The 16,953-nt window shown below is 30.1% G+C and carries 14 protein-coding genes; 1 reads left to right on the top strand and 13 read right to left on the bottom strand.

Annotated features, from left to right (window positions below):
* Window positions 1–56: 56 nt before the first annotated feature.
* The 4 genes from SCLAR_RS01860 to ftsY all read right to left on the bottom strand — a co-directional run bounded on the left by SCLAR_RS01860 (window position 57) and on the right by ftsY (window position 2,561).
* Window positions 57–422: a hypothetical protein gene (locus tag SCLAR_RS01860; protein ID WP_100254255.1), complete on the bottom strand. Its 366-nt coding sequence runs from the start codon at window positions 420–422 to the stop codon at window positions 57–59.
* A gap of 86 nt (window positions 423–508) precedes the next feature.
* Window positions 509–1,270 carry a TIGR00282 family metallophosphoesterase gene (locus SCLAR_RS01855; protein ID WP_100254254.1) on the bottom strand — a complete coding sequence of 254 codons (762 nt, stop codon included), beginning with the start codon at window positions 1,268–1,270 and terminating at the stop codon, window positions 509–511.
* Window positions 1,271–1,594, bottom strand: coding sequence for a YlxM family DNA-binding protein (ylxM, locus tag SCLAR_RS01850; protein ID WP_100254253.1), 324 nt, complete (start codon window positions 1,592–1,594; stop codon window positions 1,271–1,273).
* Window positions 1,581–2,561 (bottom strand): signal recognition particle-docking protein FtsY, encoded by a 981-nt coding sequence (ftsY, locus tag SCLAR_RS01845; RefSeq protein ID WP_100254252.1) that lies wholly within the window; start codon window positions 2,559–2,561, stop codon window positions 1,581–1,583. Before ftsY ends, ylxM begins: the two co-directional genes overlap by 14 nt.
* 106 nt (window positions 2,562–2,667) lie before the next feature.
* Here ftsY and SCLAR_RS01840 point away from each other — a divergent pair, with 106 nt between their 5' ends.
* On the top strand, window positions 2,668–3,303 hold the full coding sequence (locus SCLAR_RS01840) for a hypothetical protein (RefSeq protein WP_100254251.1): 636 nt from the start codon (window positions 2,668–2,670) through the stop codon (window positions 3,301–3,303).
* A gap of 84 nt (window positions 3,304–3,387) precedes the next feature.
* Here the strand turns inward: SCLAR_RS01840 and phoU are convergent, their stop codons facing one another.
* The 9 genes from phoU to SCLAR_RS01795 form a co-directional block, all read right to left on the bottom strand.
* A complete protein-coding gene (phoU, locus tag SCLAR_RS01835) occupies window positions 3,388–4,089 on the bottom strand; it encodes a phosphate signaling complex protein PhoU (RefSeq protein ID WP_100254250.1) in 702 nt (233 codons plus the stop codon).
* A 12-nt stretch (window positions 4,090–4,101) separates the two neighbouring features.
* Window positions 4,102–5,025, bottom strand: a complete 924-nt coding sequence (pstB, locus tag SCLAR_RS01830) for a phosphate ABC transporter ATP-binding protein PstB (RefSeq protein ID WP_100254249.1) — start codon at window positions 5,023–5,025, stop codon at window positions 4,102–4,104.
* A complete protein-coding gene (gene pstA, locus SCLAR_RS01825) occupies window positions 4,991–7,165 on the bottom strand; it encodes a phosphate ABC transporter permease PstA (protein WP_100254248.1) in 2,175 nt (724 codons plus the stop codon). Before pstA ends, pstB begins: the two co-directional genes overlap by 35 nt.
* A 3-nt stretch (window positions 7,166–7,168) precedes the next feature.
* Window positions 7,169–8,317 (bottom strand): phosphate ABC transporter substrate-binding protein, encoded by a 1,149-nt coding sequence (ptsS, locus tag SCLAR_RS01820; RefSeq protein WP_100254247.1) that lies wholly within the window; start codon window positions 8,315–8,317, stop codon window positions 7,169–7,171.
* 25 nt (window positions 8,318–8,342) lie between these two features.
* Window positions 8,343–11,294, bottom strand: coding sequence for an AAA family ATPase (locus tag SCLAR_RS01815; RefSeq protein ID WP_100254246.1), 2,952 nt, complete (start codon window positions 11,292–11,294; stop codon window positions 8,343–8,345).
* A gap of 146 nt (window positions 11,295–11,440) precedes the next feature.
* Complete coding sequence (gene rnc / locus SCLAR_RS01810) at window positions 11,441–12,133, bottom strand: ribonuclease III (RefSeq protein WP_100254245.1); 693 nt, start codon at window positions 12,131–12,133, stop codon at window positions 11,441–11,443.
* A 3-nt stretch (window positions 12,134–12,136) separates the two neighbouring features.
* Complete coding sequence (gene plsX / locus SCLAR_RS01805) at window positions 12,137–13,135, bottom strand: phosphate acyltransferase PlsX (RefSeq protein WP_100255215.1); 999 nt, start codon at window positions 13,133–13,135, stop codon at window positions 12,137–12,139.
* Between the two features lie 216 nt (window positions 13,136–13,351).
* The gene (locus SCLAR_RS01800) at window positions 13,352–14,839 is read right to left on the bottom strand and encodes a hypothetical protein (RefSeq protein WP_100254244.1); all 1,488 of its coding nucleotides are present in this window, start codon (window positions 14,837–14,839) and stop codon (window positions 13,352–13,354) included.
* On the bottom strand, window positions 14,839–16,953 hold the full coding sequence (locus SCLAR_RS01795; RefSeq protein ID WP_100254243.1) for a hypothetical protein: 2,115 nt from the start codon (window positions 16,951–16,953) through the stop codon (window positions 14,839–14,841). The genes SCLAR_RS01800 and SCLAR_RS01795 overlap by 1 nt, the downstream gene beginning before the upstream one ends.

Here is a 16,953-nt window from a genome sequence, read left to right as displayed (position 1 = left end):
CTTTATATTAAAATTTTAGCATAAAAAAATGCAATAATTATATTGCATTATACTAACTAATCACTATGTGATAGATCTAATGCATAGACATCAAACTGTCCCATAAACCAGAAAGCAAAGATAACATTTTGTCTTCTAATGATGAACTCATCATTACCCATGACATTAATGGCTTCATAAATTACATTCCCAGCATCTTGTTCTAAGTTTATGCGCATACGCTCAAAGTCGTAAATTGTTGAACGCCCATACATTTCATTTTTACGTTCAAATTCTACTTCTGTTAAGGTTCTTTCATAAGTGTCTTTATACTTTGTCATAGTTTTTAAGCGCTGCTCTAAACCTCGACAAACATTTTTAACTTCTTTATCAAGTGCAAATAATGCTTCATGTAAATTTCTTAGCTTATCGTGTCTCTTCATTTAAAGCACCTCCTAGTTAGACTATTTATAAATATAAGGATATTATATCATAAAAATGAACTTCAAATGGCTTATAATGATTTTTTCTAACTTATTGCAAACTTTTTAATGGATTTGGTAACCTTACCTACAACTTCTAAAACCACTCCCCTAAGTACTCCTGGGTTTTCACAAGGGGTGAATTTTGTTGGTAAACTAGTTTTTTCACGCAGAATTACTTCTTCTGGGTTTGCCCCAATAATTGAGTTAATTGGACCAGTCATTCCCAAATCAGTAATGTAACCTGTTCCTTTGGGGAAAATCTGTTCATCAGCTGTTTGAACATGAGTGTGGGTACCCACCAGTGCTGAAATTTGACCATCATAATTTCAAGCAAAGGCCATTTTTTCAGCACTGGCTTCAGCATGAAAATCAACAATATGAATATCACTAGTGTCATTCAAAAGTAAGTTGTCCATAATTTCATAAGGATTATTGACATGTTCCATAAAGGTTTTGCCCATTAAATTTGTGACTCTAACTTTTTGACCATTTTTGTGCAACATAATTGTTCCTTGACCTGGTAGATATGAATTCATATTTAAAGGTCTTAATAAATCTGGGGTAGTTTTGATAAAATCTTGGGTTTCTTTCAACTTAAAGATGTGATTACCTGAGGTAATCACATCAACTCCCAGCTCCTTTAAAAAAACATAATGGTTATTATTGATGCCTTTGCCATTTGAAATGTTTTCCCCATTGACAACAACTAGATCTATGTTTTCTTTTTTTACTAGTTGGGGTAATTTTGCTTTTAAAATGGCTCTTCCTGACTTAGAAAAGACATCTCCAATCATTGCAATTTTCATCTAAATTTCCCTCTCTAGTACTACCAACAACTCATTTAATGAAATTTTTTGGCTTTTATATTGCTCTAAACTAGTTTTTAGTAAATCTGATTTGGTTTTTAAATTTAATTTTTGCTCAGTTTCTCGCAAAATGGTGATAGTTTTTGAAATACTATCATGGATAGCGGTTTTAGAAACCCCAAAGGCTTCACCAATTTCTTGATAAGTTAGATCTTCAAAGAAATATAGTTCAAAATATTCTTTTTGTTTGTCGGTTAACAACATTTTGTAGTAGTCATAAAGTTGAGCAATTTCAACTGATTTTTCAACACTATTCATCATCATCTTCATCCTCTAAACCACTAATTAGGTCTTCAATGTATTCTTCAACATCAAACTCTTTTAAGTCACCAACCTTTTCACCAAAACCAATTAGTTTCACAGGAATATTTAAAGCATCTTTGATTGCCAAAGCAATCCCACCCTTGCTAGTTCCATCCATTTTGGTTAGCACAATTCCAGTCACATGAGTGGCTTCTGCAAAAGCTTTGGCTTGATTGACTCCATTTTGACCAGTTTGAGCATCAATTACCAATAAACGTTCATGTGGTCCATCTTTCACAGTTCTGGTGACTATTTTTGTCATTTTTTCTAACTCACGCATTAAATTTTCTTTATTTTGTAATCTTCCTGCAGTATCAATTAAAACCAAATCATAATTGTTTTCTTGACCTTTTTTGACTGCATCAAAAACAACACTAGCAGGGTCTTTTGAATTTCCTTTTACTAAATCAACCCCAGTTAAACGTTTAGTACATCATTCTTCAAGTTGTTCAACAGCACCTGCTCTAAAAGTATCTGCTGCTGCAATTAAGACTTTTTTACCTTGTGAAGCATAATAATGAGCAATTTTGGCAATACTTGTGGTTTTACCAACTCCATTGACTCCCACCATCATAAAGATGTTTAAACGACCATCTTTTCAATTAAGTTTTGTATTAGCTTTCCCAGAACTTTGGTGAGCTGCATAGATTTCATCAACAATTATTTCTTTGATTTCTTCAAAATTATGTTTGGGTTTGACTTTTTTTTGCACAGCATTAGAAATCTCTAAAACCATTTTCATTCCCATGTCTGTTTTTACCAAGATATTTTCAAGTTCTTCAAAAAACTCTGAATTAGGTTCTTTATAATTCTTACTTAATTTTTTAATGTCTTTTGAAAAAGTCAAAGTTGTCTTATGTTCTTTAACATGTTTTTTAATTTCTTTTTTTGTTTCTCTTTTTGCTTTTAAATTGGCTCAAAATCCCATATTAGTTTTCTCCACTTCTTCTATAAATATTGTATATTAAAAATTTTTTTGCAAGAAAACAATTTATAATAATATTGTAAGAAATTAATTGAAAAGCAGGGATATTATGAAACTATTTTTAAAACTACTGATGGCTATGAAGTTAGATGTTACTAGTAATGATTCAAAACAAATTAATTTGTTAATTGACGAACAATCAAAAAATAATATATTTTTTGATCAAGAAATTGATTTGTATTTTAAAACTGATTTAAGTGAAAAACAGACTTTAAATCAGTACATTGAGGCCAATTGAAGAACAATTCTTATTGAAAACCTTAGTGAATATCATGGGGGAATTGATGTCATTACTAAAACAGATTATCAACTAGTAAACTATGAAAACTTTAAATTAACAGTTAAATTTAGTAACAAACTAGGAGAAAACCTCTTAGATGATACTTTAGTTAAAGATTTTGATGTGTTTTTATATAATTATGATGCTTTAGAAGTTATTAAAACTCACATTGAAAATAATTTTGTTGTTACACCTGACATCTTAAACTACAAACACTCACACCTAATGGAGTTTTTAGAGAAAAACTATGCTCGAGATTTTAATAGAATTTGTAATAAACACCTTCTTTTAAATGATGAAACAGAGTTTTTTGATTATTTAAGTGTTGAAGAAGTCACAGATAAAGGTGTTCGCTTAGAATTTTTAAGTGATAGTTCTTTTGAAATCAATGTAGCCAAACAGTAACCAACATATTTTACATTAAAAAGCACCAAGAATTGGTGCTTTTTTTAATAAAAACCCCTGGACCATTTAGGTCAGGGGTTAAGGTTATTTGCTAGTTTTACTTTCTTCATCAATAGTTTCAATTAAAGATTCTTCAATTTCTTCAAACTTACCAGTTCTAATAAATTGTAAAGTTTCTTCAGTATTAATTAAATGTTCCCCAGCTCTTTCAAGATTTTTAAGTTGTCTAATTGTAGAAATGGCTTTTTCTGCTTCTGAATCAGTTTTAGATTCTTTAATTCTTTCAGCAAGTGCCACGCTTAAAGAGTAAAATTGTTCATTTAAACTTTTTTCAATTTTCATAACTTTATGATGCTGGTCATCTGTATAATTTTCAATTAATGAAAAGATAATATTTAACATTGCATTAACTTGGTCAAACATTTTTGAAATCATATCAATTTCTAATGGCTCAGGTTTATATTTAATAGTATAGTTACAAATGTGTTTTGCAACGTCTGCAATACGTTCAATTTCTCTACTAATTAAGATTCCCCCAACTGCCAACCTTAAGTCTCCTGCAACCATTTGTTGTTTGGCTATTTTTCACAAAGCCATTTTGGTGAAGTTGTTTTGCATATCATTAATTTTTAGATCGCCATCAACCACTTGCTGCGCTAGGGCAAAATCTTCTTTCTTCAAAGCATCAAATGTTTTTGCATATTGAGACTTGGTTGCCTCAACTAGGTTAAATAAGTCTTTTTTAATTGCTTTAATATCATTATCTAAAATTTTGTTATATGACATATTCTTCACCTCTTATCCGAATCTTCCTGAAATATAATCTTCTGTTTTTTTATCTTTAGGATTAGTAAAGATTTTTTTAGTTTTATCAAATTCCACTAGTTCTCCTTGCAAGAAGAAGGCAGTGTAATCACTCACTCTGGCTGCTTGTGCCATTGAGTGGGTTACTATTACTATTGTATACTCATCTTTTAATTTTAACACTAATTCTTCCACTTTTAAAGTTGCAATTGGATCTAAAGCACTGGTTGGCTCATCCATTAAAAGAATTTTTGGACGCATAGCAATGGCTCGAGCAATACACAAACGCTGTTGTTGGCCACCACTTAACCCTAAGGCTGAATCTTTTAAGTAATCTTTAACATCATCTCATAAAGCAGCTTTCCTTAAAGAGTCCTCAACAATTTGGTTTAAAGCAGCCTTGTCTTTAACTCCTTGACTTCTTGGTCCAAAAGCTACATTATCATAAATTGACATTGGGAATGGGTTTGCTTTTTGAAACACCATTCCAACTTCTGTTCGCAAACGAGCCACATCAACACCAGGATCATAAACATTGCTTTTGTTAACAATAATTTCACCCTCAAGTGCTGTGCCTTCAACTAAGTCATTCATCCGATTGATTGATCTTAAAATTGTTGATTTTCCACAACCACTAGGTCCAATAAAAGCAGTCACAGTGTTCTCTTTAATTTTCATATTAATATCAAACAGGGCTTGCTTGTTTCCATGCTGATAGTAAAAATCAACATGATTTATTTCAATCGCAGTACCTCTTTTACTTAAAGGTAATTTTTTTGGTTTAGTTAACAGTTTTTCTTCACTTAATAACTCTAAATCTTCAGTTTTTTCTTCAAAATCTAAGGTTTTAGTTGTTGAAGTTTCAATAACTTTATCAATTCCCTTATTGGTCAAGTTTTTTAGTTGTTTTGCTGTCATTCTTTTTAGCCTCCCCAATAATGTTTTTTATTACTGCCCTTCTTGTTTTGGCATTGGCAATAATAATTTTTCAACGTTTTATGCTAAAGACATTAATAAATTTCATTCAAAAGTTTTTGATTGATTTTCCTAAGAAAACAAAATCTTGCTTATAATTATGTTTTACCATAATATTGTATTTTGTGGCTCAATAAGTTTTAAAACCAACTTTTTTATAAGCTGGGTTTAGTCTTTTAGCCACGTAACCACTAAAGGCATTTAAACCTAAGACTAAGACTAAGGTGACTAGTGCCACTTGATAAGCCACCCCAATAACTGCCGGATTACTTCCTTCCGCTGCCATCATGTAAATTTGAGTGGTTAAAGTGGCTCCCGATGAAAAGAATCCTTCAGTTGGCATTCGCACAGAAGTACCTAAAGTTAGGTAAACTGGTGCTGCTTCTCCAATAATTCGTGCGGTGGCTAATATTGTTCCAGTAACAATTCCTTGCATAGCATTTGGTAACACCACTTTAAAAATGACTTTAGTTTTATTTAAACCCATTCCATAAGCTGCTTCTCGATAATTGTCTGGAACACTAGTACAAGCATCTTCAAATGAAGTAATTAGTGGGGGCAAGATTACAATAGTCATTGTTAAACTTGCTGCAAAAACCGACATTGGTATTTTCATTAAAACAATGAAGAAACTTAGTCCAAAGACCCCAAATACGATACTTGGTGTTGAAGATAAAACATTAATTGCAAAACGAATAATTTTGGCAAACTTAGAATCTTGATGAGCATATTCTGCTAAGTAAACTGCCACAATCAGTGATAAAGGTAAGGCAAACATCAATGTGTTGACAACTAATAGTAATGTTACTAACACTGTGGCAAAGATTCCAGATCTTTGCCCTTCAATTTGCACAAAAGCACCAATTTCAAAGCCAGCAACCCCTTTAAACATGACTCCTAAAATTATCCAAGTTGTAAAGGCAATAATAATTGCCGTTGAAGACATCATAAAGAATTTTAAAACAAAACTTTCAATTGTTTTTTTAGTTCTTTTATCTGTACTGGTTTGGACCAAAACTTTTAACTTGTATGGTTCAAAAGTATAGTGTGGTCCTTTTAAACGAATTTTTTTATGAGCTTTACCACTTTTTAAGCGTCTTAATTGACGACGACTTTTATTAGTAATAGCAATAATTAAAAGGTTAATTAAAATCACTAAGAAAAATAAGATTAACCCAATGGTATAAAGTGCAGATTCATGAATGCTACCATAGTTTTCTAACATTTCTAAACCAATGGTTCCAGCAAGTGTTCTAATTGAGGAGAAGATGAATCCAACAAAGCCATCATCAGTAACTAACCCCTTAGTTGAGTTACCAGCAATTAAAATAACTGCCATTGTTTCTCCGATAATTCGAGCCATTCCAGTAATAATGGCTGTAATTATTTTTGGGGTAGCACTTTTTAAAACAATTGCAAAAGTTGTATGTTCTTTTGTAATTCCCAATCCTAATGAAGCATAACGATAACTTAAAGGTACTGCTTCAATTGCATTAACTGATAAAGTAATCATTGTTGGCAAGGCCATAAAAGCTAAGGTAAAACTAGCTGTCATCATATTTCCATTTGTAGCTGCCCCCATTTTCACAAAAATGGGACCAATTTGATCTAGGGCAAATAACCCAAAAACTACTGAAGGAATTCCTGCTAATAATTGGATGACAACTATCACAAATTTTTTAACTTTTGGTGATAGATATTCACTAATAAATAGTGAACTAAAGATTGTTAATGGTATGGCAAATAATAAAGCAATTACCAACATCATTAAGGTTGAAGTAATTATTCTTAAAACACCATAACTTGCAGCTTTATCTCCAGTTCTCCCAGGAGCTCATTCAGCTCCAAAAATAAACTTAAAGAAACCAAATTCATGCAAGGCTGGTACTGACTTGTAAACTATAAAGATTACTAAAATTGCTAAGATAACTAAAGCAAAAGTAGTAAATGTGATAATAGTTCACTTGGTAGTACTATCAGTTTTAGAAAGCTTTGTTGCCGGCATTTTCATATGGAGTTTTGGCGGTTTTTTTGACGAATTTACATCAAGGTCATCTGATTGTATTTCATTATTAACTTTCATATTTTAACCTCCACTATTTCTAGTAGTATCTGCAAATGATTTTATTTCGAATTTTGGTACCAAACCTTCTTCAATAAAAGTTTCTTTGACCCATTCTTCTTGTTCACCAATACCAATTAATTCTGCAAAAAAATCCACAATTAATGATATTTGTTTATTTTTTAAACTAAAGATGGTAATAAATGGTCTTTGAAAACTATAAACATTACTTTTAATGTACTCTTCATTACTGGTATTGTTTGCATTTACAATAAAAGTACCTGTGGTTTCATCCAAAACCATTCCAATACCTTGGGTTCCATCAGCTAGATTACCTAATCTTATACCATTGATTCCAGCAATTCTAACATTACTGTTTCCATCAACTTGGTCAATAAAAGCATATGAAACAAAACCAATACTGCCTGGGCTTTTTTTCACATTATCCAACATTGCTCCATTTGAGTTTACAACATTGGCTGTTTCCATATTTTTTATTTTTGTTAAATCTGAAAAAGCACTACGTGTTCCTGAACCATCTTCTCTAGTAAAGGTGTTAAAACTTGTTTTTGAAGATCTTTGTGTACCTCCTAAACTTTTTGCTAAATCTTCTCAGGTTAAAGAATTTGCATAAATTTTACCTAAATCTGTACTATTTGGGTCATTTTTATTTAAAAGAAAATCTAATTTTTTATCCAACCCTTCATCTAAAAATCATGTTGGTGGGCTGTAAACAATAATAATTGCATCAATTGCAAATTCAAAAGCTATAAAACTTTGATTTGCAGAAACTGAGTTCCCAGTTTTTGCATTTTGAATTGTTTCTTTAAACTCTGTACCATGTCCTGTTTCATAATGTTGAACATCACCAAAGTCAAAGAATGAATTTCCTGGTGATAAAGTGGCTGAGGCAGTAGCATCTTTTGAGATGAAACCTGCTCCATACATGTGTTTTTCAACACCACTAACTCCTGCTTGACTTCCAGTTGAGTTGTAAATGAAGTCCTTGTGATTATGGGCCTCATATTCTTTGGTGTATAGTTGCATAAAGGGGTTAACACTGGTGCTTCCCCCCAGAATAACATAATTTTTTGGCATTGCAAATGATCAAATTCAAATTCCAACAATAATTGTGAGGAATGTTGCCAAAATAATGCTAAATTTTTTGCTCATTTTTAGTTCTCCTTAATGATCTCAGCTAATTTGCATTGGTCATTTTTTTAGCTTCGATTAATTTAACTTGCACTAATTTTGTGACACCCTTTTGTTGCATGGTAGCACCAAATAAAATATCACAGTTTTCCATTGTTCCCATTCTATGAGTTACAATCATAAATTGGGTTTCTTTTGTAAATGATTTCAAGTATTTTGCAAATCGCTCCACATTTGCAATATCTAGTGGTGCTTCAACTTCATCTAAAATAACCAGTGGGATTGGTTTTACTTTTAAAATTGAAAACAACACTGAAAGAGCTACCATTGACTTTTCACCCCCTGATAAAAGGTTTAAATTACTAATCTTTTTACCTGGTGGTGAAATTTTAATATCAATTCCAGAGTTTAAAATGTCATCTGGATTGGTATAAATAATTGAAGCAGTTCCACCACTAAATAAAGTGGCAAAAGTGTTTGGTAGAGCTTGATTAACATCTTTAATAATTTTTTTGAATTGTTCTACCATTTCAACATCCATATCAGTAATTACTGTTTTTAAATTTTTTATGGCAGCAACTACATCACCTGATTGAGTAACATAATTTTGGTAGCGTTCATTTTCTTCTTCATATTCAGCAATTGCCTCCACATTAACATTTCCCAAGGCTTTAATTTCATTGCGTAAAATGTTAATGCGTTCACGAGTTTCTTGCTCATTGTCAACATTTGCTTGTTCAAGCTGGTTAGCAGCTTCAAAAGTTAAATTATAATTTTGCACTAACCTTTCGCTAGCACTTCTTTGTTTTTCAGTCAGTAAAACTGCATTTGTATTTAGTTTGCCATATTCATCTTTTAAGGCCTGTGCCATTCTGCGGTCTTCACTAATACTTAAATTTAACTTTGTAACTTTTTCTGAAGAACCCTCTTTCAATGATCGTAAGACATTCATTTTTTGATCAATTTCTTCTTTGGTAGTTTCTTTAGCACTAATTTGTTTAATAACTGCAATGATTTGTTCATCAATAGATTTAAATGATTGTTCTTCTCCATCAAGCTCTTTACCAGTTAAAATCTGGAATTCAGCTTTAACCTCTTTTAATTCTCTTTCAATTTGATCTGAAGCTTGTTTGCTTGCCCCAATTGCACTTTGAATTTCTGAACTTGCTTCTCGGTAAAGCTCAATTTGTTCACTAATACTACTTACTTCAGCTACTAATTTTGTTTCTTCACTATCTAGCTGAACTTTTTTATTTTCCAGTTCTTTAATTTTATTTGATTCACTAAATAAATTATTACGGTTCTTTTTGCTACCTCCAGTAATTGCTCCATATGGAGCAATTCTTTCACCCTCAAGAGTAATAATGTGGTAGCGATAATTTGTTAATTTAGCAATTTCAAGTGCTTCTTCATAAGTTTTAACAATAACATTAGTTGCCAATAAGAAGTCTAACACTGTTTGATATTTTTTATCAATTTTTACAACTTCATTTCCAAAACCAATGAATCCTGCTGATTTTTGAATTGCAAAACGCATTTCATTAGGAATAAAGTTTGGTTTGATGGTGTCTAATGGTAAGAAAGTGGCACTTCCAGCTTTATTAGTTTTTAAAAAGTCAATTGCTTTTTTAACATCCATTGCTGTTTTAGCTACAATGTTTTGGAAGGCATTTTGTAAAGCTGTTGCCACTGCCACTTTATGATCTTCATTAACTTGAACTAATTCTTGAACTGTACCAATAATTCCTGGTAATACACTGCGGTTCTCTAAGACTGTTTTTACACCTTCAAATAAACCTTCATAAGAGTGTTTTTTAGAAGCTAAAACTTCTAAGTTAGACTCAATTTTTGCCAACTCTTTTCTAATTCCATCAAGTTTAGTATTAATTTCATAACGTTCATGAGAATATTGGTCAAGTTGTTTTTTTCTTTCTCCTTTATCTGCTAATAATTTTGAAAGTTTTTGTTCTTCTGCATCAAGTTTAATTTCTAATTCTCTAGCTTTACCTTTTAATTCAGAGACTCTAAATTCTTTATCATCAACTTCTGCTTTTGATTTTTGACCCTCTAAACTAATTTTGTCAACTTTCAATTGAGCCAACTCATCAACAACTTTTGTGTATTCTTTATTTAAGTCTGTTAACTCTTTGTCATGTGCAAACCCTGAACTTGAAATCTGGTTAAATTCATGACTTTTAGCTTGAATTGTTCTTTCAATTGAACTAATTTTAGTTTTCAGATCAACTTTACTTTCATTTAATTCTTCAATTTTAGTTTTGTAAAGTTGAATATCTTTTACTAAAATAGCAACTTCAATTGATTTTAATTCATCAAATTTTTGTTGAAACTCAATTGCTTTTTTTGATTGTCTTTTTAAAGAAGGCAATTTACGCTCAATTTCATTAATAATGTCATTAAGACGATCTAAGTTTTCTTGACTTCTAATTAACTTTCTTAAAGCCTCATCTTTTCTTTTTTTGTAGCGAGCTACTCCAGCTGCTTCATCAAAAAGTTTTCTTCTTTGTTCTGGACTTGATTCCACAAAGTTTGAAATTGAACCTTGTGAAATAATTGCCAATGATGATTTGGTTAAACCAGTTTCAAGTGCTACATCTTGTACATCTTTTAACCGAACTCTGGCACCATTAATGTAATATTCTGATTCTTTTGTTGTTTTAAAGTATTTTCTAGTAATTGAAACTTCATTAAATTCTAAAGAGCTGAATGCTCGTTTGCTGTTATCAAAAACAAGAGTGACTTCTGCCATATTTAATCACTTACGATCACTACTTCCTGAAAAAACTATGTCTTCCATAGAATCTCCTCTTAATGATTTTGATGATTGTTCACCTAAGGCTCACATAATAGCATCATTTATATTTGATTTTCCTGAACCATTTGGACCTACTATCCCTGTCATTGCATAATCAAAGTTCAAGACTGTTGATTCGGCAAAGGATTTAAAACCATATGCTTCAATTCTTTTTAGAAATATCATATTTTTATCTACCTCTTGTTTTTGTATATAGCCATCCTATATAACTCACATAGGTTATTATATAGATTTTTTTAAATAATCAAACCTTGACACATTAAAAAAACCCTTTACCAAAAGGGTTTCACAAGAAATTTAATTTAATTTAATTATAACTTTTTTTTAATTTTAGATAAGGCATTTTTTGCTGATTCTTGCTCTGCAGATTTCTTATTAAACCCGGTTCCGACACCAAATACCATGTCATCTAACATACAATTGACTGTAAATAAGATTTTGTTTTTTTCTTGTTTTTCTTGAGAAACTGTCACATACTTAAGTTCATTTCTCATTTCTAACTGAATGAGTTCTTGTAACTCAGACTTATAATCACGCATTGCATCTAAAAAAATGTCTATGTTTTTTTCATCAAAAATAGTTTGACTTAATCATTTATCAAGTGATTCATTACCTGCATCCAAGTAAATTGCAGCAGTTAAAGACTCATAAACATCAGCTAAAATTGAGTCTTTTTCATAACCTTTTGATTCTCACTCACCATGACCTAGGCGAATATATGCTCCTAAACCTGTCAATCTTGAAAATTTTGCTAAAGTTTCTCCTCTAACAACTGAACTACGGTATTTTGTTAAAATACCTTCATCAGAATTTGGAAAACGTAAATAAATAAATTCACTAACCTTTTGTTGTAAAATTGCATCTCCCAAAAACTCTAATCTTTGGTAGTTTTTTGAGAGTCTTTTTTCATTTGAATAAGAATTATGAGTTAAGGCTTCATAATAAATTTCTGGTTCTTTTGGTGTGATACCAAATTTTGATAAAAAGTCAACAATTGAGGGCATAACCTAATCTCCAATTGCACTTTTCATCTTAGTAATTACATCATTTGTAATGGCTTCATAAGTCATTCTTAATGTTGCAAAAAATGATTGGGTATCACTTGAACCATGAGATTTGAAAGCAATTTTGCTAACACCAAGTAAAATTGCTCCAGCATAGTTTTTATAATCAAATTTATTAGCAACTTCTTTAAAAGCTTTTCTTAAACTTAAAGCTGCAATTTTTCTCCAAATATTTTTAGTTAGAGCTGCTTTTATTTCTGAAAGTAGGTTTTTCCCCATTCCTTCAAATGATTTTAAGGCTAAATTTCCCCCATAACCATCAGAAATAATAATATCTACTAAACCATTAGTAATGTATCTTGATTCAATATTGCCAACAAAACTTAGGTTTTTGTTATTTGCCATTAACTGGTATGCTTCTCGGTGAAAATCTAATCCTTTTGATTTTTCTTCACCAATGTTTAATAAAGCAACTTCAGGTCTATCAACCCCCAACACAGCTTTAGCATATGCACTTGCCATAATTGCATATTTTTCTAAATCTTCACCTTTGATCTCAATGTTAGCACCAACATCTAATAACATAGTTTGACGATTTGCATTAATTGTGGGAATAACTGGCATAAAGGCAGTTTTGCTAATTCCATCTAAAGGTTTTAAAATAAATTGACAGCCAGCTATAAATGGTGCAGTGGCACCACCTGTAGTAATGGCATCTGCTTGACCATCCCTCACCAATTCAAGGGCTTTTACCATAGAAGAATCTTTTTTCCTTCTAATGTCCATAATTCCATCTGTCATTTCAATGACTTGGGTTGTGTTAATGACTTCTACTCGGTTTTTATCATATTTTTTTGTAGCTAGTTTTGCTTTTAATTGTTCTTCATCACCGACAAAAATAATTTTTAAATCTTTTCGCTCACTTAAAAGTTTAATTGCAGCATCAACTGCTGGGATTAAACCATTATCCGAACCCATGACATCAAATGCAATTGTTTTTAATTCCATATTTATACCTCCATAGACTTATTATATATTAAAAAGGTATAATTAAACTTTTAAATCTTAGCATTATTTTTAAATTTAAAAATAATTAAACTTTTTATGGACTTTCTATAAAAAATACTATTCATAATCATAATTGTGCAAATAAGAAAAGTAACACCTGAAGCATTTTTGGTTTATAAACCTACTAGTTAACTTGTGTTACTTTAAAAACTACTTTTTATTTTTCAAAGCCTTTCTTGAAAATTTTTTATTAGTTTTTTTAATTTTTTTATCAACAATTATATCTGTATCATTTAATTTAACATTAATTCATTTACCTAGATACTTATTTTGAAATTTACTTCAAAATGTCAAAAATATGATAAAAAATATATTTAAATAAACAACTCAAATACCTTGTAAACACTCTAAAAAGATTTTAATATTTGGTTGTTCTGAAAAATACTCCATTGAAACAAACATGAAAACAAAGACATTCAGTGGTAATAAAAACTTAAATGATACTTGTAAAACAATTTCTAAAACATGTTTTTGTAATCACATGGGATCATAAGTTTTTTTTGTATTTTCATACTGACTTAAAGAAATCTTACACTCATCTAGGTAAAAACTTTGATAAAATGCTGTTTTTAATAATAAAAATTTAGCATTATAAGTATTGTTGATTTTTTGTTTACTAAACTTTGCTCTAACTTGCTCTAAAAATATATTTTTCTTAAGGTATATTTTTCATTCAGTGTAAAAATAATTAACTGCAACAATACTCATTCCAAGCAGTAATGAGTTTGTTATTGTTGAAAATACTCATTCACTTAAATTTAGTGTTTCTGTATTAATCTTATTTTGAAATATACTTATTAAATTATATTCTGAAACAATCAAATAGTTTTTAATTAAAAGACTTGTTAAAATATTTCCTATCAAAAATATCAAACTTGAAATGATGAGTTTAACTTTTACAATTTGAAGTAACCCAAATATTAGTAAAGGCAATAAAGATAAAATACTATCAATGTTTTTGATATAAATTAAGTTAGTAAAAGTTGCATTAGGGTCATGCCCTATTGCAAAAAATAGTACCAAAGCTATAAAAAGCAGTGGGATGACAATCTTAAATAAAATTATCATAATTTGAGTATTTAATATCTCAATATTGTGTTTATTTTGTTTTAAACTTGACACAATTACAATCATAATTTCTACAAGACATTGCCCAGAAATTATGGCACCATAAATCATTCAAGTGTTTTGACCTTGAATAAATTGTACTGGATAAAGAAATATTATTGGGATCAATATCAGTCTTGCATAAGTGTTTGACAAAATCATGCCCAAACAAATTGAGACAATGAAAGTAAAGCCAATTAAAACTGATGGACTTAGAAACTGTAAAATTAAATCTCAAAATCCATAGATTGTGTAATTACTTATTAAAATATAACCTGACATTGCCAATAATAAAATTTCAATAGTAAAGTACTCTCTTTCAATCGGCTTTTTAGATTTTTTATTTGCCACTTTCAAAACACAACCAATTGTTATCACCAAAATTAAAACAATAATTAGTGGCAAATTGATTGGTGTTTTAGTAGCAGTAATCAAGGCATTTGCAAAGACACATGTTAAAAAAATTAGAGCAATTGTTATTGTTATAACAATTAGTTGCTTTTTTTTATTATGTTGGAGTATTTTTGACATTAACTTAAAATTTCTCTAACAATTGCATAAATTTCTGCATCACTTTTGAAAATATAGATTTTGCTTTCTCCAAATTCATCAACATAAGCATATAAGAATAAAGTAGTTTTATCATCTGATTTAATAGTAGTGTGTTGTAAACCAGCTTTTACAGCTTTTAAAGCATTATCATAATTGGCAAAGTAAATTTTTTTACCAGAGTTTTTGTCAATTACTATACTATAAACTGTATAAACTCCATCTTGAATAATTTCTTCATATGATCTTGGTCTTCCATTTCATGATTCTATTTCAGCTTTGTTAATAAATTTACTAGTTAGTGAAATTTGATTTTGCATTTTTCTTATAGCATCGGCTGCAGATTCTGCAGAAGATTGAAAGTTACCAAAAACATCATAAGCAAAATATCTGTTTAGAAGTATTTTAGATTCATACTCAAACATTTTTCGACGAGCTTCTGCTTCAGTTTGAGCTAAAACTAGTCCATCTTGTGATGAAATATCTTGTTCATTAATAAATGTATACATAAGTCTTGTATCCATTTTTCCATATAAGAACATGTAGTTTTCAACTTGTTCTTTTGTGGCTCAAAAATCTTCTCTTATCTTGTAAACAGTTACACCATTTTCAACTTTGGTTTCACCATTTAAAATTTCATTCATCATTATTTTATTATATTGGTTTTGAGATTCATAGTATGAGTATTTTTCTCCTTGTTGACCATTGACATCATATAAATAGTCATTTGCAACACCATAAGCATTAACGGGTCTACCAATTTCATTTAATTTTCCATCTAGTGATTTTGGAATATTTTTAAAGAGCTCTTTATCTTTAAAATATTCAAATCAATCATCATATAAATTATTAACATCATATGTAGAAAAATCAGAGAATGACCCAAAGCATCTATCATATGAACGATCATAAATTTTATTTTTCTTTTCTAGATCAGAATATAATTGAATATTTGTTTTTGAACTGTCTGCAAAATTCTGAATATTAAAATTAACTTTTGAATAGCCAATTCCAATTAAATCTTCAATTGGTCGAATTCTAATTTTAGTAAATTTCCTTTTAGTTTCTTGATTCATACCACCCTTTTCTAATGTGAAAGTTTCTTTCAAATCTTCATTTCCGTCTTTTTCTAAAACCCTCTTTCAGTTCACTTTATCACTTAAATATTTTGCATCAATAGATTTGTCATCAAATATTAATGGTGCTGTTTCAGTTTCAAGATATTCTATGTCTGAAAAACCTGCAGGTCATCATGAAGGTGCATTATCACCTTTATATCAAACTTCTAAATAAATCCCTTGACTAGTTCTAATATTTACAAATTTAGCTGCATCTTTGGTAATATAATTTGAGTAGTGCATTTCACCTTTTGGTGCACTATTTTTTCCCTTAGTTCAAACACTTCGTAAAGTTGACTTTACAGTTGTGGCAACATTGTTTTTTGTTCCATAAATAGTTTGGTGGTTGGTCATATCACTTGGAGTGATTCGGTACCCTTCCTTAAAAGTGTTTAGAAGGTCTTGTCTATCTTTACTATTAAAAACATTGTAATATCTCCCATTAATAAAATAATATAGTGATTTTCTTAATCCACCTTGATAAACATAATCATTTTTTGCTTCTTCTGGAGAATCAAATCATGAATAGTTATCATAACTATATTTATGATTTACTGACCCCATATTTACATAAGTGTCCAGTGCTGCTTTTTTGGTTAAAGCAGTATTACCAAAGGCATCTCGATAAATTCTTTGGTACTGATTTTGATCTAAATCATAAATTTTGCTTTCATCTAAAATCCCATTGGCATGGTCTTTGATGATTTTTGATGGATTTGAAGAAGTAGCCACCTTCTCAATATTTCCTTGTTCTATTAAATAATTGTTTAAATTATTTTCATCATAGAAATCAAGACCATCAACAGATCACTTTTCAATTTCTTCAATTGGTTTTGAACCTGTTTTAATAGAGTTAAATAATCTTTCAACTTCTATAGAATTTTGATTTTCTGTTTCGACAATTGCATGTGAACTCATAGCTACTGGTGCACTTGCAATACCAATTCCACAAAGTGAAATCAAATATTTTAATTTCAT

The organism is Spiroplasma clarkii (assembly GCF_002795265.1).
Lineage (GTDB): Bacteria > Bacillota_I > Bacilli_A > Mycoplasmatales > Mycoplasmataceae > Spiroplasma_A > Spiroplasma_A clarkii.
Note: the sequence above shows the minus strand (reverse complement) of the source record. Positions and strands in the feature narration are given on the sequence as shown.